We start from the raw sequence: 24,497 nt of genomic DNA on the forward strand, positions 1-24,497 counted from the left end.
GCCCCGCTCGTGTACGCATCGAGCTGGGCTGCCACCGACGACGAGACCACACCGGCGCCACCCAGGATGACGATCTTGCCCGGCTTCAACCGCGTCAACTCGGCCGCGACCTCGGACGAGATGCCGGAACCGACAAGTAGCACAGGTGCGTCCTTCATACCCGCCACGGGCGCCCCGGAAAGCGCGTCGGCGAAACCCGCACCACTGGCCACGTACGCCACCGGAACACCCGAACTGAAGTTCTTCGACGAGATCTCCGCCGACGTCGAGTACCGGTCCGCACCCCACAACCGCTCGACCACGGGATCCACGGCGGCGCTGGGAGTCACGGATGCGCTCGGGGTGGAGGGCATCGAGTCGCCGACGACATTCCTCGCACTGACCACGAACGTGTACGACGTGCCGTTCGAGAGGCCGAGGACCGTGGCGCTCGTCGAGGCCGACGTGGTTTCGACAGTCGCACCCCCAGGCGAGGCGGTCACCGTGTACCCCGTGATCGCCGATCCGCCGTCGTCGGCAGGCGGAGTCCACGACACTGCGACCTGACGGTCACCCGGCGCTGCACTGACGTCTGTCGGAGCAGCAGGTACCGTCGGCTGGGGCGGCGCAGCCGCCGACGTGAACGATGTCCGTGGCGAAGCCGCACTCGAGCCGACGCCGTTGCGTGCAGTCACGTCGACCTCGTAGTCCGTTTCAGGATCCAGACCACCGACGGTCACGCTCATGTCCACGCCGAGCTCGAGCGTTCGAACGGGCTCGCCCGCGCCGGCCGCGAAGAGCCGGACCGTGTATCCGAGGAGGACGGACCCGTTGTCCGCCGACGCGCCCCACGTCACCTTCGCATCGATGCTCGAGACCTCGTCCACGACAGGCGCGCCGGGAGCGCTTGGAACTGACGGCGGGGTGGTGAACGCCGTCCGGATTGACGGGTCTCCCTCCCCGATCGCGTTCCGAGCCGTCACGGCGACCTCGTAGTCGATTCCGGGATCCAGACCATCGACCGACACCTCGGTCAGCGGCCCGACGTCGAGCCGTTCGACGATCGTCTCGGACCCGGCCAGGTACACGCTCACGGCGTAGCCGAGAATCGCGGAACGGTTGTCGGCCGGAGGCACCCACGCGATCGTCGCGCCGTCGATCATCACGTCGTCGACCGTCGGCGCCGCCGGAGCATCCGGGACGCCGGGCGGAGCCTCCGGAGTCGAGAACGACGTTCGCTCCGAGTGCTCGCCAGAACCGACGGCGTTGCGCGCGCTCACCTCCACCTCGTACTCCGACTCCGGATCGAGTCCGCCGAACACCTGTTGCGTGGTGATTCCCAGTTCCAGCGTGCGAATCGGTACATCGGAACCCGACTCGAAGAGACGGACGGTGTAACCACTGATCGCGGCCCCGTTGTCGGCCGGGGGCACCCAGCTGATCGTCGCGCCGGTGCTCGTGATCTGGTCGGCCGACGGCGCGGCCGGCGCGTCTGGGACCGACGGGGCCGCGCGGACTGTCAGCGTGGCCGCCTCCGATATCAGCGTGGCCCCGTCATGCGTGAACACCACCCGGTACTGGTACCCGTCGAGGGCGAACTCCGCGGCGAACCAGTACGAGACGTCGCCGACGCCGAGGGACTCCCACTCCCCGCCGGGAGCACGTCGTTCCCACTCGATAGTCGGCACCGGCGTGCCGGAGGCGGCCGCGCGGAGCTCAACCCACTCGCCGTCGGCGGCTGACGTGTCGTCAGGGTGCAGCGTGACCGCGAACTCGGTCGTGAGGGTCTGCTCGGGAGCGAGGGAGGACTCGCCATCGGCCAGGGGTTCCGCCGTCATCTGAACGGTGGCCACGCCGCCCGTGCTGGTCGACACGAGGTCTGCGGTGTCGAGCGTCGCCTTTCCGTTGTACCAAGTCGTGCGATGTGCGCCCTCTCGAATGTAGATCGCGTACTCGCCGGCGGGCACCGCGGGGAAGCGGAACCCGCCGTTCTCATCCGTGTAGACCTCGACGTCGAGGAGGCGCCCGACGGCGGGCTCCGCACCGAAGACCTCCGCAACGAAGCCCATGAACGTCTCGACCGGGGTCGGCGGCACTGCGAGTCCGACCTCGGCCCACGGGATCGGAGCCCCGTCGGGGTCGGTCACCGTGCCGGTGATGACCGACCCGAGGGATAGGGCCGCGTCGACGCCGGTCAGTGGTTCGCTTCCGACCGAGATCTCCGCAGCGGTCTCGAAGGAGGGCTGGTCGTCGTACCACTCCGAGACGTACAGGCCCGAGTAGTTCGTGAGCTCGACGCGATAGGTGCCGGTGAGCACGCCGTGCACGGTGTATCGACCGTCGGAATCGGTGTAGCCGGAGTAGCGCCACGAGCCGCCGACGTCGGTGAGGTGCACGGAGACGTTCGGCAGGGGAACGCCGTTGTTCTCCGAGACGATCCGACCCGAGACGCTCGCACCCTTCGTCAACCCGATCTCGAGTCCCGAGACCCCCGACTCGGGCACATCGACGTCGACTGCAGTCTGGAGATAGTCCTCGTACTCCGCGGTAGCCGACAGTTCGACGATGCCGGGGTCGTCGACCGTGAGTTCGAACTGCCCGGTTGTCGTTCCAGAGCCCCAGCCGTCCGACCCGAGCGAACCGAATCCCGTCTCCCGGTTCCAGTTGAGATTAGCTCCGGAGATGGGCGAACCGGTCGCCGCATCGAACACCCGACCACCGACCGGGATGCCGGGCTCGACCTCGACGTCGAAGGCGACGGGCGGAGACCCGTCGGACGGGATCTCGACCTCGGCCCGGGCGATTCGGGTCGCGCCGCCGTCCCAGTCCTTCGCCTGCACCACCATGACGTAGGTACCGGGCGCGACGTTCGAGAACGAGTAGCGGCCAGAGTCGATCCAGTCTTCCGCGACCCACTCCTGCGCCGAATCGAGGAGCGTGACTCGGCCGGAGAGCGTCGCGTCGGGTTCGCCCTTCAGGGTGACGTCGCCCGCAAGCTGAGACGGTGCGCTCAGGTCGATGGAGATGTCGACGACCTCGTCACCGCCCTCAAGCGGAATGTCCGCTGTGTCCATCCATGCGTTTCCGGCGCTCGCGGTGACCCTCCAGGTGCCTGCCGCCAGTCCCGGCAGCGCCCATTCGACCTGGCCGCCGGGTTCCTCGCTCGAGACTCCGATCCAGGTGGAGTCTGCGGAACCCATCGCCTCCCATGCGCTGAGCGATACGAAGGTCTCACCTTCAGGCAGGATCACCGTGCCCCGGATCGTCGCCCCGAGGTCGACCTCGAAGGCCGCCGTGGCGGACTCATCGGCACCGAGACTGATTGCCGACGCATCCGAACGCACCCCCGATCCGCCGAACCACCTCGACGCGACAAGGGGCGTCCCGCCCGAAACCGCGAGCGCGTAGTTGTTGGCGTTCAATTCGTCGATCTCGTAGGTGCCCGCCGCATCCGTCGTCGCTTCGGCGATCGGCGAGTCCTGGTCGTTCGCCGCGAAGGCCCGGACGACCGCACCCGCGATCGGCGTGCCGTCGCTCAGCTCGACGGTTCCCGCGATCGAGGCGCCCTCCCGGGATACGAAGTCGATGCCATCGACGGCCTCGCCCTCGGTGAGCGGCACAACGGTGGCCTGCTCGGCCGTGATCACGCCGTCGAAGTACTGGAGGAGTCCGCCCCAGCCACCCTGCTCCATGGAAAAGGTGTAGTCGCCCGCGGGCAGTCCGGTGAACGTGAAGGTCCCGTCGTAACCGACGTAGGCCATCCGCTGCTCGACGCCGTCGCGATACGCCCTCACGACGTCTCCGCTTCGCGGTGTGCCGTCGGGATCGGTCGATGTGCCCGCCACGCTGGCTCCTCGATACACCACGGCGTCGTAGCCGGCGAGGCTCGGAGTCGATTCGACCACGACGATCAGGTCGGCGTCCTCGTACGAGGTCGCGCCATCCCAGTAACTCGCGGGGCCATTCTCGAACGAGAAGGCGAGTCGGTAGCTCCCCGATTTCACGCTCCCGAGGACGTAGGCGCCGTCATCCGCGGTGGTCGTCCAGTGGTACTGCCCGTTGGAATCCTCGGGGGCGAGGCTGACATGGGCGCCGCCGACCGGCGAACCATCGGCGTCCACGACGGAGCCCGCGACCGAGCGTCCCGACAGGTCCACAGTGAAGTCGACGTCGGGAACGGACGCGCCGGAGACGACCACCGATTCCGCCCCCCTCGTGGGATACGTCAGGATCGCATGAGACGAGGCGCTCAACCGGACTCCGAATTCGCCGTCCGGCAGAACGATCGACCAAGGGTTCGCTCCGTTGCCGATCCGGATGAACTCCTCACGGTAGGTGTAGTCAGCGCCACCAGGGGAGAGCAGCAGTCGCGCTTCGGTCGTCGCGCCAGCGGGCAGCCCCGCGACCGTGATCGTGCCGCCGACTTGATGTCCTTGCCTGAGCTGGATGTCTCCGAGCTCCACGTAGCCCGGGACGGCTTCGAACCGACGCATGGTCTCGTACCCGTCGATGAGGGTCCCATCGACCGCCAGGAATCCGCCGACCAGCCCGAGGGCGTCGGCATCACCGACCTGGAACGGGAACTTCCACTCCGTGGTCACCGGCATCGTGAACGTCCCGTCGGCCGCCGTCACGGCGGTGGCGATCGGCAGCTCGTGGTACGTGTAGCCCGCGTGCACCTCGACCCCCGACACGGGTTCGCCGCTCAGGTCGACGATCGTCCCGGAGAGCGTCACCGTCGCGGGTGCTGCAGCGGCGGCGTCGGTTCGAGCCACGGGCATCGTTCCGATCTGCACACCCGTCAGGTCGAAGGTCGGCTCCGCGTCAGCTGCCGATCTCGTTGCCGACGTTGCGGCGTCGCGACCGGCCGCTCCGGTCCGCGAATCCGCGAACGCGACGGGCGCAACACTGATGGTCAGCGCCGCTGTGACGAGGAGAGCGAGCGCGGAGCGGACGACCCTACGTGGTGGGCGCGCCGCCTTCCGGTCCGTCGAACCGATACCGCGCCGATCCACCATGCTGTCTCCCTTGCACGCGTCAGCGGCCCCGAGTCGAGGCCGCTCGTGCAGGCTATCGAAGCGGAGATCAGCCTCACATACACCCGTTCTGGGGGAGCGCTTACCGGGAGCCGATGTGGAATGCTTCGCCCGCGAACGGGCCGTTCGACCCGGCCGCGATGTCGGCGGGCGGGCATAGGATCGGTGGACCGCATCGGCGCGGACGAGGCATCCGCTCGCCCCGGTGCACGACGACGGAGGTGGTCACGTGACGACGGGGGTCAGCACAGCCGCGCAACTCGAGCGGTTCCGAGAACTCCTGCTGGCGGAACAGCGCGAGGCCGAGGAACGGCTCGCCGAGCAGAGCGAGGGGATCACCGCGGTCCGCGCGGCGAGATCCGACACGTCGGTCGACGACGAGCACGACCCCGACGGCCCGACGATGAGCCAGGAGTGGTCGCAGCGCACCGCCGTCCTCCACGACGTCGAGCACGAGCTGACCGACGTCGACCGTGCGCTCGCGCGCATCGACGAGGGCACCTACGGCGTCTGCGAGCGCTGCGGCAACAAGATCACCGTCGCCCGCCTCGAGGCGCGCCCGACCGCGACGCTCTGCATCGACTGCGCGAGGCTCGTGCGCTGACCGGAGAGGCGGGGTCGGTCCGTCGATGACGGCACGGCCGCGGCATCCGCCACCGCCGCGCCCGGAGGGGGCCCGAGCCTCAGCCGACCGACCGCAGACCTCGGAACGACGTCAGGTACAGCGGCGATGACGCAAGGACCAGGTAGATCACAGCGCACGCCGCGACGGTCGGCACCAGGCCGAGCTGTTCGGCGGCGAGGCCGCCGAGGAAGGCGCCGAGCGGCATCGTGGCGGTGACGCCGGCCGTCGTGACGCCGAAGACGCGGGCCCGCATGCCGTCGGGGATCAGCCCGTACATCGCCGTCGAGATCATGGGGTTGATCGCTCCGGCGGCGAGCCCCGAGAGCGCGAGCACAGGCAGCAGCACCGTTGCCGGAGCGCCGAGCGCCATGGTCAGGTACGGCACGGTGCCGGCCACGGTGAAGCAGGCGGCGAACACGAGCCGCCCCGAGAAGCGGTGCCCGACCGCCCCGAAGACGACCGAGCCGATGAGGGCGCCGCCCGCGAAGCAGCCGACCATGAAGCCGAGCTGGGCCGGGTCGCCCAGCACCTCGGTCGCATAGAGCGGCTTCAGCACCGTCAGGCCCGCCGCGTCGATCGCATTCGTGAGGGTGACGAGCAGCACGATCGAGCGCAGCAGCGGCGAGGATGCCACGAAGCGGAGCCCCTCGACGAAGCCGCCGCGCCCGGCCGACGCGGCCCCGTCCGGAGACTGCGCAGCACCCGCGTCCGGCCCGGTGGACGGTCGTGCGACGCGACGCGGGATGAAGCACGCGACGAGCAGTGCCGAGACGACGAAGCCGCCGGCGTCGACCAGGAGCGCCGGCATGGGTCCGAGCAGCGCGACGAGGCCGCCCGCGGTGGCCGCACCGAGCATCATCGCGCTCCGCTCGACCGCGGACTGCGCACCCGCGGCGCGCTCGATGGGCCAGTGCGCGAGCGCGGCCAGGTCGGGCGTCAGCGAGGTCTTCGCGGTGTCGCCGGGCGGGTCGAGGAGACCGCCGAGGAACACGAGGGCGAGCAGCGCTCCGAAGGGCAGGCCGACGGTCGCGTGGAGCATCGGGATCGCGAACACCGTCACCGCACTCGCGAGATCGGCGACGATGCTCGACGCACGGTAGCCGAAGCGGTCGACGAGGACACCGCCGAGCGCCCCGCCGATGACGAGCGGCACAGTCGCGAACACCCCGACCACGCCGGCGGCGAGCGGCGAGCCGGTCTGCTGGAGGGCGATGATCGGCAGCGCGACGAGGGCGATCGCGTTGCCGCCGCGCGAGAACAACGCGGCCGTGAGGTTCGCGATGATCGGCGATCGGCGGCGCGGCAGCTGCAGTCGGTCCGGACGCGGCGCGGCCGCCGCGCTCGCGGACCCGCCCTCCGGCGTCGTCGGCTCGTCGAGCCGCAGGTCGGCCTCCGCGCTCATCGCTCGCTCCGCGGGAAAGTGTGCGTGATCCAGCGCACCGCACGGGTGCCGGGGCGCGGCTCCCGACCGACGGCCCACCACTTCTCGCGCACAGCCGCGAGGTCGGATGTGAGTTCGCGGAACTCGTCGAGGGTGAGCTGGGCGCCGCCATCGCTCGAGTCGGATGCCGCGATCCACTCGGGTTCGAGATCGAGCTCGGCATCGAGCGCGGCGAGCAGTTCGCGGTGGTACGAGTCGATGACGGTGCGGCGCATCGCCTCGGCCGCCTCGCGACGGTCGGGGTCGTCGAGGTAGCTCTCGGCATCCAGGCTCGTCATCTCGTGCGCCGCGCGCCACCAGCGCTCGCGCCCGTCGCGCTCGTGCTCGGGGGCGGGCTCGACGAATCCGTACTTGGCGAGCGTCGACAGGTGGTAGCTGATCGACCCCGATGCCGTGCCGGTCGCCGCGGCGAGCATGCCGACCGAATGCGGCCCCTGCATGCGCAGCAGGCCGAGGATGCGCAGCCGCAGCGGGTGCGCCATGGCGCGCATGGCCCCGGCATCGCGCAGGTCGATGGACTTCCCGTGTTCGCTCACGCGGCCATGCTAACTCCACAAGATTCCTTGCACAACACTTCTTGCAGAGTTCTCAGAGGGCTGCGAGCGTCTGCCTCGCGATCTCGAGCTCCTCGTTCGTGGGCACCACGAGCACCGCGGTCCGCGAGTCATCGGTCGAGATGCGGCGCGCCTCACCCGACCGCACGGCATTCCGTTCGGCATCCACCTCGACGCCGAACCCGTCGAGCCCGGCGAGCGACATCGCACGTACGACGGCCGCGTTCTCCCCAACCCCCGCCGTGAACACGATCGCGTCGACGCGACCCAACTGCGCCGCGTACGCGCCCACGTACGAGCGGACGCGGTGGGCGTACACCTCGAGCGCGATCCGCGCCCGCTCGTCACCGGATGCCGCGGCCTCGGTGAGGTCGCGCATGTCGCCGTGCCCGCCGAGCCCGAGCATGCCGCTGCGCTTGTTCAGGAGGTCGTCGACCTCGTCGACGCGGAACCCCGCCCGTCGCTGCAGGTGCAATACGACGGCCGGATCGAGGTCGCCCGACCGCGTGCCCATCGCGAGGCCCTCGAGCGGGGTCATCCCCATGCTCGTCTCGACTGACCGCCCGCCGTCGACGGCGCACGCCGACGCGCCGTTGCCGAGGTGCAGCACGATGAGCTTCAGCTCCTCGACCGGCCGGCCGAGGAACGCTGCCGTGGCACGGGAGACGTATCGGTGCGAGGTGCCGTGGAAGCCGTACCGCCGGATGCGATGCTTCTCCGCCACGTCGCGATCGATCGCGTAGAGGTACGCCTCTGGAGGCATCGTCTGGTGGAAGGCGGTGTCGAACACCGCCACGTGCGGCACCGACGGGAACGCGCGCTCGGCGGCGACGATGCCGGCGAGGTTCGCGGGGTTGTGCAGCGGCGCGAGCAGCGACAGCTCGTCGATGTTGATCTTCACGAGCTCGGTGATAACCGTCGGCTCGAAGAACCTGGCGCCGCCCTGCACCACGCGATGGCCCACGGCCACGGGCGCGTGCTCGTCGAGCGACGGCCCGTGCTCGGCGAACGCCCGGAGCATCCACGCGAACGCCGCGTGGTGGTCGGCGACCGAGACCTCCTCGCGGAAGGTCCGCCCGGAGGCATCCGTGTGGGTGGCGCGCCCCGCGCCCGCGCCGATGCGCTCGACCAGGCCCGAGGCGAGCCGCTCGCCCGCCGCCACGTCGACGAGCTGGTACTTCAGCGACGACGACCCGGAGTTGACGACGAGGACGACGTCTGCGTCATCCGCCGAGCTCACGACGCCGCCTGGATCGCCGTGATCGCGACGGTGTTCACGATGTCCTGCACGAGCGCGCCGCGCGAGAGGTCGTTGACGGGCTTCCTGAGGCCCTGCAGCACCGGACCGATCGCGACCGCGCCCGCCGAGCGCTGCACGGCCTTGTAGGTGTTGTTGCCCGTGTTCAGGTCGGGGAAGACGAACACCGTCGCGCGACCGGCGACCGACGATCCCGGCAGCTTCGTGCGCGCCACCGCGGCATCGGCGGCCGCGTCGTACTGGATCGGGCCCTCGACCGGCAGCTCGGGGGCGCGCTCGCGCACCAGCTCGGTCGCGCGTCGCACCTTGTCGACATCCGCCCCGGAGCCGGACTCGCCGGTCGAGTACGACAGCATCGCGACGCGTGGCTCGATGCCGAACTGCGCCGCGGTCTGCGCCGACGAGATCGCGATGTCGGCCAACTGCTCGGCGGTCGGATCGGGCACGACCGCGCAGTCGCCGTAGACGAGCACGCGGTCGGCGAGCGCCATGAGGAACACGCTCGAGACGACCTGCACGCCCGGCTTGGTCTTGATGATCTCGAAGGCCGGGCGGATGGTGTGTGCCGTCGTGTGCATCGCCCCGGAGACCATGCCGTCGGCGAGGCCGAGCTCGACCATCATGGTGCCGAAGTACGAGACGTCCTGCACGGTGTCGCGGGCCTGCTCGAGCGTGACGCCCTTGTGCGCGCGACGCCGCTGGTACTCGTCGGCGAACCGGTACACCAGCACGTGGTCGTGGTTCGAGAGCACGGTGGCCCGCGAGATGTCGAGGCCGAGGCCGATCGCGCGCGAGCGGATCTCGATCTCCTCGCCGAGGATCGTGAGCTCGGCGACGTCGCGCGAGAGCAGCGTCGCCGCGGCGCGGAGGATGCGGTCGTCGTATCCCTCGGGCAGCACGATGTGCTTGCGCGCGTCGCGCGCGCGGGCGAGCAGGCCGTACTCGAACATGAGCGGCGTGACCACGTCGGTTCGTGCCACGTCGAGCCGGTCGAGCAGCTCGACGCCGTCGACGTGCTTCTCGAAGAGGGCGAGGGCCGTGTCGCGCTTGCGCTGGGATTCGGCGGCGAGCTTGCCGCGGGTCTGCGTGATCGCGAGCGCGGTGTCGTAGCTGCTGAGCTGGGTCCGGATGATCGGCAGGCCCGACTTCAGGCCCTCGATCAGGCGCTCGACCGTCTCGGAGACGGGGAACCCGCCGTTCAGCACGATGCCCGCGATCGACGGGAACGTGGCCGACGAATGAGCCGTCAGCACCCCCAGCAGTACCTCGCTGCGGTCGCCCGGCACCACGACGACGGCGCCCTCGGTGAGCCAGGCGAGCACGTTCTCCATCGACATCGCCGCGACGACCACTCCGAGCGCCTCGCGCTCGAGCAGTTCGGGATCGCCGGCGTAGAGCTCGCCGCCGACCGCGCGCATGACCGAGCGCATCGAGGGCGCGACGAGGTACTGGTCCTCGGGGATCGCCCAGACCGAGACGGATGCCTCCGGACCGCCGGCCGCGCCCGAGGCCGATCGCACCGCCTCGACGACGTCGTCGAGCCGGTCGGGGTCGGCGCGGTTCGCGACGACGCCGAGGAGCGTCGCGTGCTCGCGCACGAGTTCCTCGACCGCGAGCTCGGTCAGCTGCGCGAGCTCGTCGGGCGTCCTCGCGTCCGTGTACCCGAGCCGCTCGCTCGCGCCCCGCCCCTGCGTCACGCGCCCGCCGACCACGAGGAGGACCGGCGCCCCGAGGTTCGCCGCGATGCGGGCATTGAAGGCGAGCTCGGTGGGGCTGCCGACATCCGTGTAGTCGGAACCGATCACGACGACCACGTCGCACCGCGCCTCGACGGCCTTGAACCGGCGGACGATCGTCGCGAGCGCGGCCTCGGGGTCGCCGTGGACGTCCTCGTAGGTGACGCCGATCGCCTCGTCGTAGCCGAGGTCGATGACGCCGTCGTGCGCGAGGAGCAGGTCGAGCACGTAGTCGCGCTCGTCGGTGGACCTGGCGATGGGCCGGAACACCCCCACCCTGGTCGCCCGTCGGCTCAGCGTGTCCAGCGTTCCGAGGGCGACCGTCGACTTGCCGGTGTTCCCCTCGGCGGAGCAGATGTAGATGCTGTGCGCCACCCGGCCAGCCTACCGAGGCGGATCAGGGCGGCGCAGGCTCGCGGAGGCCGTTCCGGACGTCGCGGTCCGGAAGCCGAGCACCGTTCGCTTATGCTGTTCGGACCCGACCGCGTCGACCCCCGACGACGCCCACGCACCAGGAATCAACCCGTGAACCCCATCGCCCTCATCGGAGCGGGCCCATCCGGTCTCGCCGGCGCCCGCGCGCTCAGTCGCGCCGGCATCCCCTTCATCGGCTTCGAGGCCGGCCCCGACGTGGGCGGCCTCTGGAACATCGACAACCCCCGGTCGACGATGTACGAGTCCGCGCACCTCATCTCGTCGCGGACCACGACCGAGTTCGCCGAGTTCCCGATGGACTCGACGGCCGACTACCCCGGCCACCGCGAGCTGCACCGCTACTTCCGCGACTACGCCGACGCGTACGGCCTGCGCGAGCACTTCCGCTTCGACACGCGGGTCACCGCGGTCGAGCCGATCGACGGCGATGCGACCGGGGCGAGCGGATGGCGCGTGACCGCCGTCGACGCGGACGGCGCCAGCACCACGACCGAGCACTCGGCCGTCGTCCTCGCCAACGGCACGCTCGCGGAGCCCAACGTGCCGGGCTTCCGCGGCGAGTTCGCGGGCGAGCTCATCCACACGAGCGCCTACAAGTCGCCGAAGGTGTTCGAGGGCAAGCGCGTCCTCATCATCGGCGCGGGCAACTCGGGCTGCGACATCGCCGTCGACGCCGTGCACCACGCGGCATCCGTCGACCTCTCGGTGCGCCGCGGCTACTACTTCGTGCCCCGCTACCTGTTCGGCCGCCCGAGCGACACCCTCAACCAGGGACGGCCGCTTCCGGCGCGCATCAAGCAGTTCGTCGACACGCGGGTGCTTCGCGCGTTCACGGGCGACCCCGTGCGGTTCGGCTTCCCGAAGCCCGACTACCGGATCTACGAGTCGCATCCGATCGTCAACACCCTGATCCTGAACCACCTCGGCCAGGGCGACCTCCGAGTCGTCGCCGACATCGACCGCTTCGACGGCGGGTCGGTGCGCTTCGCCGACGGCAGCGCCGGCGAGTACGACCTCGTCGTCCTCGCGACCGGCTACCGGCTGGACTACCCGTTCGTGGACCGCACCCACCTCAACTGGACGGCTGCGGCACCCGAGCTGTACCTCAACGTCTTCCCGCCGAGCTTCAACGGCCTCTTCGTGCTCGGAATGATCGAGGCGTCCGGTATCGGCTGGCAGGGGCGCTACGAGCAGGCCGAGCTCATCGCCGCCTACCTCGCAGCCCAGCGCGACGAGCCGGACGCCGCGAGCCGCTTCCGCGACGCCGCGGCGAAGCCGTGGCCCGACCTCACGGGCGGGTACCGCTACCTCGGCCTCGACCGCATGTCGTACTACGTCAACAAGGACGCCTACCGGCGCACGGTGAAGCGGATGCTGCGGACGCTGAGCCGGCCCGCGGCATCCGTCGGCGCTGCGGCCTCGCCCGCCCCGGCGGCACCCGTCCCGAACACCGCGACCGGCACTCCGAAGGCGGGCACCCGCGCATGAACATCGACGACGTCGTCCTGAACTTCGCGCCCGGCTCGATGATCGCGCTGAACGTGGTGCTCGGCTTCATCATGTTCGGCATCGCGCTCGACACCTCGCCCGCCGACTTCCGTGCCGTCGCACGCGCGCCGAAGGCGATGCTCATCGCGCTCCTCGCGCAGGTCGTCCTGCTGCCCGCGGTCACGTTCGGGCTCACGCTGCTCCTAGACGTGCAGGCGTCCGTCGCGCTCGGCATGCTGCTCGTCGCCGCATGCCCGCCCGGCAACATCTCGCAGGTCCTCACCTACCGCGCCCGCGGCAACGTGGCGCTCTCGGTGTCGATGACCGCGGTCGCGAACGTGGTCTACATCTTCGTGCTGCCCCTCAGCATCGCGTTCTGGGGCGGAATCCACCCGAAGGCGTCGGAGCTCGTGCGGGCCGTCAGCCTCGACGGCTGGCAGATGCTGCTCGACATCTTCCTCATCATCGGGCTGCCCTTCATCGCAGGCCTCGCCATCCGCGCGCTCTGGCCGCGCTTCGCGGCCCGGGTGCAGCCCTACGCGCGCTGGATCAGCCTGCTCGCCCTGGTCGGCTTCATCGTCGCCGCGCTCGTCGGCAACTGGGCGATCTTCATGGCCTACATCGGCGTGGTCCTCCTCGCGGTGTTCCTTCACGACGCCATCGCCCTCGGCCTCGGCTACGCGAGCGCCCGCATCGGCGGGCTCGGCGTGCGCGACCGCAAGGCGATCACCTTCGAGGTCGGCATCCGCAACGCCGGGCTCGGGCTCGGCCTCGTGTTCTCGTTCTTCGGCGGAATCGGCGGCATGGCGATCGTCGCCGGCTGGTGGGGCATCTGGGACATCATCGCCGGGCTCGCGCTCGCGACGCTGTGGGCGCGGCGCACCAGGCGGGCGGATGCCGCGGCCGCCGCGGCATCCGAGTCGGACAGCCCGAGCCAGACGGTCGACGAGCCCGGGGCGTCGTCGTGACCCGGCGCATCCTCGTCACCGGCGGCAGCGGGTTCCTCGGCTCGAACGCGGTCAGCGCACTGGCCTGGGACCCGGACGTCGAGCTCGTCGTCTCGGGCGACGTGCGCCCGCCCGCGGCCCCGGTGCCGGACGGCGTCGTCGTCGAGCCGTGCGACGTGACGGACGCCGCGTCCGTCGCCGCCGTCGTCGAACGACACGCGATCGACACGATCGTGCACCTGGCCGCGATCGTGAATCCCGGCGGACTCAGCGAGGAGGTCGAGTACCGCGTCGACGTCGAGGGCACGCGCAACGTGCTCGACGCCGCCGTCGCCGCGGGCGTCCGCCGGATCGTGGTGTCGTCCTCCGGCGCCGCGTACGGCTACCACGCCGACAATCCCGAGTGGCTCACCGAGGACGCACCGCTCCGCGGCAACCAGGAGTTCAGCTACTCGCGGCACAAGCGACTCGTCGAGGAGATGCTCGCCGAGTACCGCACGCGGCACCCGGAGCTCGGCCAGGTCGTGCTCCGCATCGGCACCATCCTCGGCCCGACCGTCGCGAACCAGATCACGGCGCTGTGGGAGGCCAAGCGGATCCTCCGCATCGCGGGCTCGGAGAGCCCGTTCGTGTTCGTGTGGGTCGACGACGTGGTCGGCGCCATCGTCCGCGGTGCGACCGGCGAGGTCACCGGCGCCTTCAACGTCGCCGGCGACGGGCGAGTCACGGTGACCGAGATCGCGGACGCGCTCGGCAAGCCGACCGTGACCGTCTCGGCGCGGGCCCTCACGGCGATGCTGCGCGTTGCCCACGCACTGCGGCTCACCGTGCACGGGCCCGAGCGGGTGGGCTTCCTCCGCTTCCGCCCGGTGCTCGACAACACCCGCCTCAAGCACGTGCTCGGCTACTCGCCCGAGCGGACGAGCCGCGAGGCGTTCGAGGAGTACCTCGCGGTTCGACGCACGCGTTCGCTCGGGTAGACTGTCCGAGGCTCCTCACGTGGCGCCATCCAGGCCAACTCCCCCAGGGCGGAAACGCAGCAAGGGTAACCGGGCTCTGGCGGGTGCGTGAGGGGTCCCAGGAGGATTCGCCTAGTGGCCTATGGCGCACGCTTGGAAAGCGTGTTGGGTGAAAGCCCTCGGGGGTTCGAATCCCCCATCCTCCGCGACGCGAACCCCCGGTCCTGCACCGGGGGTTCTGCCGTTTCGTCCCCGAACGGGCGTCGCCGCCCGCACACGAACGCGGGATGATGCGCACAGCCCGGACTCCGTCGCGCAACGACGCACGACCTGCGTCGCACGCCTCACGAAGGGGAATCCGTGTCTGCATCCATCCAGCACCAACGTCGCGGCATGATCGCCGCCGCCGCTGCTGCCGCGCTCGCGGCATCCGTCATCGCCGCACCCACCGCGATGGCGCGGCCGCTCGAGAACGTCAGGTTCACCGAGGAGGAGTCGTTCACCGACGACGACTTCTGCGGTGCGGGAATCACGGTGGAGATCGAGTTCATTCGCGAGGTCCGCATCCTCTTCAATTCGCGCAAGCCGGGGACGGCCCCGTACTTCCACGCCAACACCGAGCTCACCGGCACCTACACGGGACCGGGAGGGACGGTCACGGAGCTGAGCAAGACGGTCGACAAGGATCTCGCGATCACCGACAACGGTGACGGGACGATGACGATCCTCGTGCTCGCAACCGGAAGCGCCAACGTCTTGGACGAGTCGGGCAAGGCCATCGCACGCAATCCCGGCCAAGTGCGGTACGAGGTGCTGATCGACTACGGCGATGACATCTCCGACCCCTCCGACGACGAGTTCCTCGAGTTCCTCGGCGTCGTGAAGGGCTCGACCGGTCGAACGGACGACTTCTGCGCCGCCGTACTCCCGGCCGTGTCCTGAGCGAGGACGCGAGCACGACCATCCCGGCCTGCGCAAGTCCCCCTTAATGCCGAATGGCGGCATCGCCGTCGACGGAACATCATGGTCCCGATGTCAGTGGCAACGATGAGAACGGGATACGGGGACGCAGGGGAATCCCGCATCGGCCAGGCAGGGGGCGGGGGTCTCAGGGTGCTCACCCTGAGACCCCGTCGCTCCTTGACCAGGGCCGTGGGGCTCCCGGTGGTCGCCCTTCTGGTGCCCGTCATCCTGACCGTCGCCTGGCTCGTCTCCCCGCTCGGAAGCACCGCGGTGGGACTCACTGCGGTGGTCGTCGTCGTGCTGGCGGCGCTCGGCGTCGCCGCCTACGTCAGCTACCAGCGCACCGAGGTCGTGGTCAGCCCGCACGGCATCGTCGAGCGCGGGTTCCTGGGTCGCATCCACAGCGTCGCCCGTCGCGACATGGCCGGAGTGCTCCGCATCGAGACCTACCGGGGCGACTCGCTCGAGACCGTCCGGCAGCTATTCGTCGTCGACGCCGACGGCGCCTGCCTCTTCCGCATGCGCGGGGCCTTCTGGGACGATCGGTCCCTCGACACGATCGCCGACGTCCTCCAGCTCGAGGAGACCGTGCGCACCGAGCCGGTGACACTGACCGAGCTCAGGGCGTCGGACCCGCACCTGCTCTACTGGTTCGAAGGACGCGGACTCCGCCGCTGACCGCCGCCGAGTCCGGGGCGACATCCTGCCTCACGCCGTCGTGATGCCGAATCGGGGCGCGTCGGGTCGACTCGACGTCAACTCGTGGAAGCCGAGACGTTCGTAGAACGCCCGAGCACCGACGTTCGCCGCGTCGATCCCGAGGTGCAGCGCCGGAACGCCCCGCTCCGCCAGCGCCGCTCGGAGGGTGTCGATGAGACGGCGGCCGAGACCTCGACCCTGCAGTTCGGACATCAGGTCGATGTGCAGGTGCGCGGGGTACGCCTCGAGTTCGGGGATCCGCATCCGCTCGGGGTCGCCCCCGTCGGCGATGAGCTGCGCCTCGGAATACGCCGGTCGATGCGCGGTCGGCGGGCCCACGACCGGGTGCCGGTCACGGAAACCCGGCGCCCATTCGCTCGCGTACCAGTCGATGAAGTCGGCGGTGTCCGCGATGCCGAGCACGTACCCGGCGACGCGCCCGTCGAGCTCGACGACGAAGGCGAGGTCGGGCGCGTAGTCGACGTAAGGCAGGGCGTAGACCTCCGGCATGAGCGCGTCGTCCGAGTAGATGCCGGTGGCATCGCCGCCGGCGGCGGCCGTCTTCAGGCACACGCGGGCCACCGCGGACCGGTCCGCGTCGCGGTACGGGCGGATGATCGGCTCACCCGCGGCCCGCTCCACCGCGGCGCCCTCGGCCGGGCTCACTTCCGCTTCGCCATGCCGAAGAGGCCCGTGAGCACCTGCGTGATCACCTTCTGCGTGGACTTCGAGCCGAGGACCTCCTCGAGCGGCGACCGCTGGGGGGTCCGCGAGCGAGAGCGCGACGAGGTCTGCTTGATGAGCCGGTCGTACTCGGCCTGCGCCTTCTTCTCGGCCTTCGCCTGGTCGGCCTCGATCCTCGCCTGCATCTCGGCGTACTCGGCGTCGGCCTTCGCCTTCGCCTCGGCGGCGTCGGCCGCGTCCGCCGCCGCCGCGGCATCCGCCATCCGCCTGGTCAGCAGTTCGTGCGCGGATTCGCGGTCGATCGCCGTGCCGTACTTCGCGGTGAGGGGGGATGCCGCCACCGCGGCCTCGATCGCGGCGCCGTCGCTCGGCGACATCGACGCCTGCGGCGCACGCAGCCGGGTCCAGGCCACGGGGCTCGGAGCGCCCTTCTCGTTCATGACCGTCACGATCGCCTCGCCGGTGCCGAGCACGGTGAGCGTCTCCTCGAGGTCGTAGCCCGAGTTCGGGTACGTCGAGACGGTGGCGCGCAGCGCCTTCGCGTCGTCGGGCGTGAATGCGCGCAGCTGGTGCTGCACGCGCGAGCCGAGCTGTGCGAGCACGTCGCCGGGCACGTCCTTCGGGGTCTGCGTGACGAAGAACACCCCGACGCCCTTGGACCGGATGAGCCGCACGGTCTGCACGACCTGCGCGAGGAAGTCCTTCGACGCGTCGCGGAAGAGCAGGTGCGCCTCGTCGAAGAAGAACACCAGCTTGGGCCGGTCGAGGTCGCCGACCTCTGGCAGGGCGCCGTACAGGTCGGCGAGGAGCCACATCAGGAACGTCGAGTAGAGCGCCGGCTTGTCGGCGACGCCCGGCACTTCGAGCAGGCTGATCACGCCGCGGCCGTCGGGGCTCGTGCGGAGGAACTCGGCCGTGTCGATCTCGGGCTCGCCGAAGAACACGTCGGCGCCCTGGTCGGCGAACGCGATGAGCTCGCGCAGGATGACGCCGACCGTCGCCTTCGACAGGCCACCGAGCCCTTCGAGCTCGCCCTTGCCCTCGTCGCTCACGAGGTAGGCGAGCACCGCGCGCAGGTCGTCGAGGTCGAGCAGTGCCAACCCGTTCGCGTTCGCGTAGTGGAAGACCAGGCCGAGGCTCGACTCCTGGGTCCCGTTCAATCCGAGCACCTTGCTGAGCAGCAGCGGGCCGAAGCCCGAGATCGTCGCGCGGATCGGCACGCCCCGGCCGACGCCGCCGAGGGAGAAGAACTCGGTCGGGAAGCTCGCCGCCTCCCAGGCCTGCCCGATGCCGTCGGTGCGCTTCAGCAGCTTCTCGCTGGCCGTGCCCGGTGTCGCGACGCCCGACAGGTCGCCCTTGATGTCGGCCGCGAACACCGCGACGCCGGCGGCCGCGAGCTGCTCGGCGAGCACCTGGAGCGTGCGGGTCTTCCCCGTGCCGGTCGCGCCCGCGACCAGGCCGTGTCGGTTCGTCATCGCGAGCGGGATGCGCACCGGCACGTCGGGCATCGCCTCGCCGTTCACGAGTGCACCCATCTCGAGCGCCGCCCCTTCGAAGGCGTAGCCGGCTCGGATGCGGTCGACCTCGTCGGCGGCGAGGGGGCCGGCGATCGCGGGCGGGGCGGATGCCTCGGGAGTGGAAGCGGCATCCGTCGTGACGGTCGTGGTCGCGGCATCCGTCGCCGCCGCGGCCGCCGCCTTCGCGAGGGCCGCGGCCTCCTCGGCCTTGCGGATCGCCTCTGCCGCCTGCTCCTGCAGGGCCGCCGCCGCTGCCGCCGCCGCCTCCGCCGCCTCCTGTGCCCGCTTCACCGCGTCGTCCGACATGGGCCCGATCCTAACGGCGCGGGCACCTCCGCGTCGGGATACTGGGCTGGTGAGCGATCTCGGTCCCGTCGATCCCGGGAGAGCCGACGAGGCGGCGTGGCTCCGCCGCTGGCGGCTCCGTCCCGACGGCGAACCGTCGACCACCGCGTCGAGCCGCCTGATCCCCGTGCGCACCGAGGACGACGTCGCCGCTGTCCTCAAGATCGCGCACGAGACCGAGGAGGCGCGCGGGTCGGCGCTCCTCGTCGCGCTCGACGGGCACGGCGCCGTCCGGGTCATCCGGCACGACCACCGCGCGCTGCTCATCGAACGGGCGATGGGCCCGCGCGACCTCGTCTCGATGGTGCGCGATGGCGAGGACGACGCCGCGACCCGCATCCTGTGCGCGGTCGCCGAGCGACTCCACGGCGAGACGGACCGCGTCCTCGCGCTCCCCGACCCCCCGCCCCTCGTTCCGCTGGAGACCTGGTTCGGCCAGCTATTCGCCCACGCCGACCGGTTGGAGCCGTTGCACCGCGCGGGCGCCGACCTCGCCCGGCGACTCCTCGACGAGGATCGCGAGCCGGTCCTCCTGCACGGCGACCTGCACCACGGCAACGTGCTCGACTTCGGCGAGCGCGGCTGGCTCGCCATCGATCCGAAGGCGCTCCTCGGCGACGCGGAGTTCGACGTGTGCAACCTGCTCTGCAACCCGTCGCACGAGCGCGCACTGGTCCCGGGCCGGCTGGCCCGTCAGTTCGCGGTCGTCTTCGACGCGACGGGCTTCGCGCCGAAGCGACTCCGCGACTGGCTCGTCGCGTGGAGCGCGCTGTCGTCGACGTGGTTCGAACTCGACGGCCGCCCGCAGCGCGCGGCGTCGGCGGCCCGGATCGGGGAGGTCGCGGCCGGGCTGGCGGTCTGACGACGACCACGCCCGGCGCGGCGACGCGGCCCTGCCCGGCCCTGCCCGGCCTCGCCCCGCCGGGCACGGCTCACTGCACGATCGGCAGCCCCGTGGCATCCGCAGCCTGCTGCATCGAGCCGGCATCGGTCACGTCGAGGCCCGCGCCCTCCATGAGCGCGGTGGCCTGGGCGGAGCGGTTGCCCGACTTGCAGTAGACGACGTACTCCCCCTCGGCGTCGAGCGCTGGGATCTCGGCGGCGAGCTGACCCGAGGTGAGGTCGAGGTTGACGGCGCCGTCGAGGTGGCCGGCGGCGTACTCGGCAGGCGTGCGCACGTCGACGACGACGGTGTCGGCGCCGAGCTCGATGGGCTCGGTCGAGGCGCACCCGGTGAGGGCGAGCGCCGCGGCGCCGACGGCCGCGACGAGTGCGGTGCGGATGCCGCGGGCGCGACGCGCGGGCAGCTCTGAACGGGTCGACGCGGTGGTCGAGGGGCGGATGATCGTGGTCTGCATGCCTTGAATAATACCCCAGGGGTATCTCATGCTAGAATCGGGGCATGGCTTCCGTGAACATCACCCACGACACGATCGAGTCGACCATCAAGGACAACGACATCGTGCTCCTCGACTTCTGGGCGGAATGGTGCGGCCCCTGCCGCATGTTCGCCCCGATCTTCGAGTCGGCGTCCGAGAAGCACGCCGACGTCGTCTTCGGCAAGGTCGACACCGAAGCCGAGCAGGCGCTCGCCGCCGGCTTCCGCATCACCTCGATCCCCACGCTCGTCGTCTTCCGCGAGGGCATCATCGTCTTCGCCCAGCCGGGTGCGCTGAACGGCGCCCAGCTCGAGCAGGTCATCGAGGGCACCAAGGGGCTCGACATGGACGACGTGCGTCGCCAGCTCGCCGAGCAGCAGGCCGCCGCCGCCGCGCAGGCGTGAGCCGCCTGGCCCGCTCGCTCGCCGCGCGCTCGTGCGCGGTGGGCCGCGGCGAACGTGCGCTCCGCGGCGTGATCGCGGTGTTCCTCGGTGCGTTCGCGCTCTCCAACCTCGACAACCCCTGGTGCGCGATCCCCGCGGGGATCTGCTCGACCTTCCTCGCGATCGGCGCGATCACCGGATGGTGCCCGACCGACCTGCTCTCGCGCTCCGCCGACGCGACCGAACCCAACCTGCTCGGCTACCCCGAGGCGCGGCGCGAACTGCTGGGCTGAACGGCCCGTCACCCGCCCCGGCCCGGGCGTACGCTGAGCGCATGATGACGGACCAGCCGCTCATCGGCCCGGTCGAGGCCCCCGACCTGCACGTCATGTCGTTCAACATCCGACGACGGATGCCGCGCAACCGCCCGGGCAGCCCCGACCGCTGGGCGACGCGCAAGCCGCTCCTGCGGCGCCTCCTCGCGGCTGAGCGGCCCACCGTCCTGGGCGTGCAGGAGGCGCTCGACGAGCAGGTCGAGGTCGTCGGGCACGCCCTCGGGGCGAACCACCGCTGGGTGGGCACCGGACGCGACCCGGGCGGCCACGGCGAGGCCTGCCCCGTGTACTACGACGACGAGCGACTCGAGCTCACCGACTGGCGGCAGCTGGCGCTCTCCGCGACGCCCGACGAGCACGGCTCCCGGTCGTGGGGCAACCTCACCCGCCGCGTCGTGGTCTCCGTCGACTTCACCGACCGGGAGACCGGCGGGCGCCTGCACGTCCTCAACACGCACCTCGACCACTTCTCGCGTCGCTCGCGGCTGCAGTCGGCGCTCATGATCGCCGGTCTCGCGCACACCGCGCACCTCGAGGACCCCGGATCGGCGATCGTCGTCACGGGTGACTTCAACGCCGACGAGCGGTCCGCCGTGCACCGCCGCCTCACCGGGGACGGGGTCCTGCGCGACGCCTGGGATGCGACCTCCGAACGCCTGACGCCCGAGTGGGGCACCTTCTCGAACTACGGCCCCCGCAAGCGCGGCGGACGCCGGATCGACCTGATCCTCGTCGGCGGCGCCGCGGAGGTGACGCACGCCGGCATCAACGCGACCAGGTTCGAGGGGCGCGCCGCATCCGACCACGAACCCGTGCAGGCGGTGCTGCGGCACCGGACGAGCGGCGCGGCGACGCGATCCCACGACGAGGCGGCGGGCGACCGCCGGGAGAGGGAGGCCTGATGCGGAGCATCTGGAGCGGACTCACGAAGCGGGCCGAGGGCCCGGGCGAGATCGCCGCCGACGTGCTGCGTCTCGTCGCGCTGGTCTGCATCCCCATCGCGGGCATCGGATGGGGTCCGCTCGGGCTCGTCAGCCTCGCGTTCGTGTCCGCGGCCATGGTGCTGCCACGCCTGCTGCACGTGCGCCCCGCGCTCGACCTCTCGTTCGGCCTCATCGCACTCGTCTCCGTGTGGAGCAGCGTGACCGATCTCTACGTGGCCGTCCGCTGGTGGGACATCCCGATGCACTTCCTCATGAACGGGCTGGCGGCCGTGATCGCGGTGCTCCTGTTCGTGCGCCTCCGCCTCATCGCCGACCCGCAGCGACTGCCCAGCCCCGTGCTCGCCGCGGTGCTCGTCACGACCGCGTTCGGGCTCGGACTCGCGGTCATCTGGGAGGTCTTCGAGTGGTTCGGCAAGAACTTCATCGACGACGCCATCTACGTCGACTATCGCGACACGATCGGCGACCTCGTGTGGGGCGGGCTGGGCTCCGCGGTCGGCGGCCTCGCACTGCCGGTGCTCGCGCCGAAGCCCGAGCGGGCGACGGCCGATCGGGCGCGACGGTAGGCCGGCGTTACGCGCCGATCGTCACCGCCGGCCGCGCCGCCCAGTCGCGCGCGAGATCCTCGCGCACCGCGACCCCCGTGCCGGGGCCGTCCGGCACGCGCATCTGTCCGCGGTGCTCGCCCGAGCCGAGCACGAACGGCTCGGTGAGGTCCTCCGCGAAGTACCGGCCCGACGCCGACGTGTCGCCCGGCAGGACGAAGCCCGGCAGAGCGGCGATCGCGACGTTGGCCGCACGGCCGACGCCCGTCTCGAGCATGCCGCCGCACCACACCGGCACCTCGCGCGCGCGGCACGCGTCGTGCACGCGCAGCGCCTCGAGGAACCCGCCCATGCGGCCGGGCTTGATGTTCACGATGCTCGTCGCGCGGCGCTCGATCGCGTCGACCGCGGTCGTGACGTCGAGGATCGACTCGTCGAGGCACACGGGCGTCCGGGCGGCGCGGGCCAGCGCCACGTGGGTCGCGAGGTCCTCCTCGGCGAACGGCTGCTCGATGAGCAGCAGGTCGAACGGGTCGAGGCCCGCGAGCAGCGCGATGTCGTCGGACGTGTACGCCGTGTTCGCATCGACCTGCAGCATGGCGTCACGACCGATGAGCTCGCGCACGGCGGCGACCGGGACCAGGTCCCACCCGGGCTTTATCTTCAGCTTGATGCGCCGGTACCCCTCCTCGACGTAGCCGGTCACCTCGTCGAGCAGCTCCTCGAGGATCGGCGCGATGCCGACCGAGACCCCGCAGTCGACCCAGTCGCGCACCGCGCCGAAGCACTCCCCCATCGAGCGTCCCTGCGCCCGCAGCTCGGCGTCGAGCACGGCCGCCTCGAGCGCGCCCTTGGCCATACGGTGGCCCGCGACGAACGAGAGAGCCGGGCCGACGGATGCGGCGAGCGGTACGCTCCGGATCGACGCGGCCGCTCCTCCGCCCGCGCCCGCCGCGCCCCTGCCTGCGCCATCGACCTGCTGCTCGCGGTCGTCGAGCCAGATCCCCGTCGCGTGGGCCGGATCCTCGATGAGCACGCCGCTCACGTGACCGTCGTCGTCGACGTGCGGTGCCGGGGCGCGCAGCAGCGCGGGTGCGAGGTAGCGCTCGATCACGGATGCCGCGCCGTCGACGTACTCCGCCGAGTAGAACGGGTCGCGGCCGGCCACGCACTCGCCCCACCCGTCGCCGCGATCGGTGCGCACGTGCACGAGGAGCACCTCGCGCGCGACCTCCCGGCCGAACGAGGTCTCGAACGGGCGGACGAGCGGCACCTCGAGGCGGTGCAGCTCGATCGCCTCGATGCGGGGTGCGGGCACATCGGCCCGCGTGGCTTCGGCGGTCTCGGACATCATGCCTCCCGGTCGGGGTCGTCGGCGGTGAAGACGTAGTCGCCCGCGGCATCGAGCTCGGGGCGGAGGCGGCCGTCCGCGAGCGCGGCGAAGGCCTCGCGGGAGGCGTCGCGGAGTGCGGCCGCCGTCTCGCGATCGGCCGCCCGGACCGCCTCGAAGTCGGCCACGAGCGGCAGGCCGCCCTCGGCGCGCCAGGCCGGCTGCGGCATCCGTTCGAGGGCGCGGGCCACCCGGGGCGAGGCGAGTCGCCAACGCACTTCGAACCGGTCGCTGCGGTCGCCGCCCGAGATCGCGTCGCGGAGCTCGCCGTAGAAGTCGGGGCGGTACGCGGCGACCTCGGCGCCGAGGCGGACCAGGTTCATGCGCGCGTTGCGGCGGATGAGCGGGTCGTACGTCCAGCGGATCTCGTCGACGCCGTGGTCGAGGCAGATCGCGCGCTGTCGCAGCTTCAACGCGACGCCGATGCCCCGGCCGCGCGCGGCGGGATCGACGGCGTTCATGTGCGAGTGCACGTGCAGGCCGCCCTCCCAGCCCAGGAATCCGAGCGCGGCGCCGAGCGGCGGACGGGCCGGATCGGCGAGCTCGCGCGCGGCATCCGCCCGCCCCGGCGCGGCAACGGCCACGAGCACCGTGTTGCCGGCGTGCGCGATCGCCTTCAGCGACGCGAGGTCGACCGTGCGGCCCGCGCCCCACGTCGCGTCGAAGCGCGCGAGCGCGCCCGCGAGCTCATCGGGCGTCGCCTCGCGGGTGACGACGCCAGCGCGTCGGTCCTCCTCGTCGGCGAGCTCGTCCGCGCGGGCGAGGGTCGCGGCATCCGTCATGTTCCGGACCCTACCGCGTGCGCGAGCCGCACGGGCGGCCTTCGTTCCCGCGCGGTTCGAGTGCCGTTCCGAC

The 24,497-nt window shown here is 71.2% G+C and carries 21 protein-coding genes, 1 tRNA gene and 1 other RNA gene; 13 read left to right on the forward strand and 10 right to left on the reverse strand.

Annotated features, from left to right (window positions below; genetic code table 11):
- On the reverse strand, positions 1 to 4,754 hold a 4,754-nt coding region (locus ACSJD1_RS04755; protein WP_438854166.1), incomplete at its 3' end, for a carboxypeptidase regulatory-like domain-containing protein.
- A 490-nt stretch (positions 4,755 to 5,244) separates the two neighbouring features.
- Between ACSJD1_RS04755 and ACSJD1_RS04760 the strand changes: the two genes are divergently transcribed.
- Positions 5,245 to 5,619: a TraR/DksA family transcriptional regulator gene (locus tag ACSJD1_RS04760; protein WP_438854167.1), complete on the forward strand. Its 375-nt coding sequence runs from the start codon at positions 5,245 to 5,247 to the stop codon at positions 5,617 to 5,619.
- 79 nt (positions 5,620 to 5,698) lie between these two features.
- Here the strand turns inward: ACSJD1_RS04760 and ACSJD1_RS04765 are convergent, their stop codons facing one another.
- From ACSJD1_RS04765 to pta, 4 genes are read right to left on the reverse strand one after another with little or no spacing between them, the layout of a single operon-like run.
- The gene (locus tag ACSJD1_RS04765) at positions 5,699 to 7,042 is read right to left on the reverse strand and encodes an MFS transporter (protein WP_438854168.1); all 1,344 of its coding nucleotides are present in this window, start codon (positions 7,040 to 7,042) and stop codon (positions 5,699 to 5,701) included.
- Positions 7,039 to 7,617, reverse strand: a complete 579-nt coding sequence (locus ACSJD1_RS04770; protein WP_438854169.1) for an ArsR/SmtB family transcription factor — start codon at positions 7,615 to 7,617, stop codon at positions 7,039 to 7,041. Before ACSJD1_RS04770 ends, ACSJD1_RS04765 begins: the two co-directional genes overlap by 4 nt.
- 52 nt (positions 7,618 to 7,669) lie before the next feature.
- Positions 7,670 to 8,875, reverse strand: a complete 1,206-nt coding sequence (locus ACSJD1_RS04775; RefSeq protein WP_438854170.1) for an acetate/propionate family kinase — start codon at positions 8,873 to 8,875, stop codon at positions 7,670 to 7,672.
- Positions 8,872 to 11,004, reverse strand: a complete 2,133-nt coding sequence (gene pta, locus ACSJD1_RS04780; protein WP_438854171.1) for a phosphate acetyltransferase — start codon at positions 11,002 to 11,004, stop codon at positions 8,872 to 8,874. Before pta ends, ACSJD1_RS04775 begins: the two co-directional genes overlap by 4 nt.
- Before the next feature lie 150 nt (positions 11,005 to 11,154).
- Between pta and ACSJD1_RS04785 the strand changes: the two genes are divergently transcribed.
- The 7 genes from ACSJD1_RS04785 to ACSJD1_RS04815 all read left to right on the forward strand — a co-directional run bounded on the left by ACSJD1_RS04785 (position 11,155) and on the right by ACSJD1_RS04815 (position 16,099).
- Positions 11,155 to 12,552: a flavin-containing monooxygenase gene (locus ACSJD1_RS04785; protein WP_438854172.1), complete on the forward strand. Its 1,398-nt coding sequence runs from the start codon at positions 11,155 to 11,157 to the stop codon at positions 12,550 to 12,552.
- Complete coding sequence (locus tag ACSJD1_RS04790) at positions 12,549 to 13,520, forward strand: bile acid:sodium symporter family protein (protein ID WP_438854173.1); 972 nt, start codon at positions 12,549 to 12,551, stop codon at positions 13,518 to 13,520. The genes ACSJD1_RS04785 and ACSJD1_RS04790 overlap by 4 nt, the downstream gene beginning before the upstream one ends.
- Entirely contained in the window at positions 13,517 to 14,479 is a 963-nt protein-coding gene (locus ACSJD1_RS04795) for an NAD-dependent epimerase/dehydratase family protein (protein ID WP_438854174.1), read from the forward strand. Before ACSJD1_RS04790 ends, ACSJD1_RS04795 begins: the two co-directional genes overlap by 4 nt.
- A gap of 6 nt (positions 14,480 to 14,485) precedes the next feature.
- Positions 14,486 to 14,582, forward strand: an RNA gene (ffs, locus tag ACSJD1_RS04800) — signal recognition particle sRNA small type.
- Positions 14,580 to 14,664 (forward strand) — tRNA-Ser (locus ACSJD1_RS04805). The genes ffs and ACSJD1_RS04805 overlap by 3 nt, the downstream gene beginning before the upstream one ends.
- A gap of 154 nt (positions 14,665 to 14,818) precedes the next feature.
- On the forward strand, positions 14,819 to 15,400 hold the full coding sequence (locus tag ACSJD1_RS04810) for a hypothetical protein (RefSeq protein ID WP_438854175.1): 582 nt from the start codon (positions 14,819 to 14,821) through the stop codon (positions 15,398 to 15,400).
- Positions 15,401 to 15,622: 222 nt separating this feature from the next.
- Positions 15,623 to 16,099, forward strand: coding sequence for a hypothetical protein (locus tag ACSJD1_RS04815; RefSeq protein ID WP_438854176.1), 477 nt, complete (start codon positions 15,623 to 15,625; stop codon positions 16,097 to 16,099).
- Between the two features lie 30 nt (positions 16,100 to 16,129).
- On the opposite strand, the gene ACSJD1_RS04820 is transcribed toward ACSJD1_RS04815, so the two are convergent.
- Positions 16,130 to 16,786: a GNAT family N-acetyltransferase gene (locus tag ACSJD1_RS04820; RefSeq protein ID WP_438854177.1), complete on the reverse strand. Its 657-nt coding sequence runs from the start codon at positions 16,784 to 16,786 to the stop codon at positions 16,130 to 16,132.
- Positions 16,783 to 18,627: a helicase HerA-like domain-containing protein gene (locus tag ACSJD1_RS04825; RefSeq protein ID WP_438854178.1), complete on the reverse strand. Its 1,845-nt coding sequence runs from the start codon at positions 18,625 to 18,627 to the stop codon at positions 16,783 to 16,785. Before ACSJD1_RS04825 ends, ACSJD1_RS04820 begins: the two co-directional genes overlap by 4 nt.
- A 49-nt stretch (positions 18,628 to 18,676) precedes the next feature.
- On the opposite strand from ACSJD1_RS04825, the gene ACSJD1_RS04830 reads away from it, so the two are divergent.
- Positions 18,677 to 19,528 carry an aminoglycoside phosphotransferase family protein gene (locus ACSJD1_RS04830; RefSeq protein WP_438854179.1) on the forward strand — a complete coding sequence of 284 codons (852 nt, stop codon included), beginning with the start codon at positions 18,677 to 18,679 and terminating at the stop codon, positions 19,526 to 19,528.
- Between the two features lie 70 nt (positions 19,529 to 19,598).
- Here the strand turns inward: ACSJD1_RS04830 and ACSJD1_RS04835 are convergent, their stop codons facing one another.
- Positions 19,599 to 20,024: a rhodanese-like domain-containing protein gene (locus ACSJD1_RS04835; RefSeq protein ID WP_438854180.1), complete on the reverse strand. Its 426-nt coding sequence runs from the start codon at positions 20,022 to 20,024 to the stop codon at positions 19,599 to 19,601.
- A gap of 44 nt (positions 20,025 to 20,068) precedes the next feature.
- Between ACSJD1_RS04835 and trxA the strand changes: the two genes are divergently transcribed.
- The 4 genes from trxA to ACSJD1_RS04855 are packed head-to-tail and all read left to right on the forward strand — an operon-like array spanning position 20,069 to position 22,273.
- Positions 20,069 to 20,449: a thioredoxin gene (gene trxA / locus ACSJD1_RS04840; protein WP_438854181.1), complete on the forward strand. Its 381-nt coding sequence runs from the start codon at positions 20,069 to 20,071 to the stop codon at positions 20,447 to 20,449.
- A complete protein-coding gene (locus tag ACSJD1_RS04845) occupies positions 20,446 to 20,721 on the forward strand; it encodes a YgaP family membrane protein (protein ID WP_438854182.1) in 276 nt (91 codons plus the stop codon). Before trxA ends, ACSJD1_RS04845 begins: the two co-directional genes overlap by 4 nt.
- A 41-nt stretch (positions 20,722 to 20,762) precedes the next feature.
- Positions 20,763 to 21,665 (forward strand): endonuclease/exonuclease/phosphatase family protein, encoded by a 903-nt coding sequence (locus ACSJD1_RS04850; RefSeq protein ID WP_438854183.1) that lies wholly within the window; start codon positions 20,763 to 20,765, stop codon positions 21,663 to 21,665.
- Positions 21,665 to 22,273, forward strand: a complete 609-nt coding sequence (locus tag ACSJD1_RS04855; protein ID WP_438854184.1) for a hypothetical protein — start codon at positions 21,665 to 21,667, stop codon at positions 22,271 to 22,273. Before ACSJD1_RS04850 ends, ACSJD1_RS04855 begins: the two co-directional genes overlap by 1 nt.
- A gap of 7 nt (positions 22,274 to 22,280) precedes the next feature.
- On the opposite strand, the gene menC is transcribed toward ACSJD1_RS04855, so the two are convergent.
- Both menC and ACSJD1_RS04865 read right to left on the reverse strand, forming a co-directional pair.
- Positions 22,281 to 23,603, reverse strand: a complete 1,323-nt coding sequence (menC, locus tag ACSJD1_RS04860; protein ID WP_438854185.1) for an o-succinylbenzoate synthase — start codon at positions 23,601 to 23,603, stop codon at positions 22,281 to 22,283.
- The gene (locus tag ACSJD1_RS04865; RefSeq protein WP_438854186.1) at positions 23,603 to 24,424 is read right to left on the reverse strand and encodes a GNAT family N-acetyltransferase; all 822 of its coding nucleotides are present in this window, start codon (positions 24,422 to 24,424) and stop codon (positions 23,603 to 23,605) included. Before ACSJD1_RS04865 ends, menC begins: the two co-directional genes overlap by 1 nt.
- Positions 24,425 to 24,497: the final 73 nt, after the last annotated feature.

This window comes from Agromyces excoecariae (assembly GCF_051715505.1).
In the GTDB taxonomy this organism is placed as follows: Bacteria; Actinomycetota; Actinomycetes; order Actinomycetales; family Microbacteriaceae; genus Agromyces.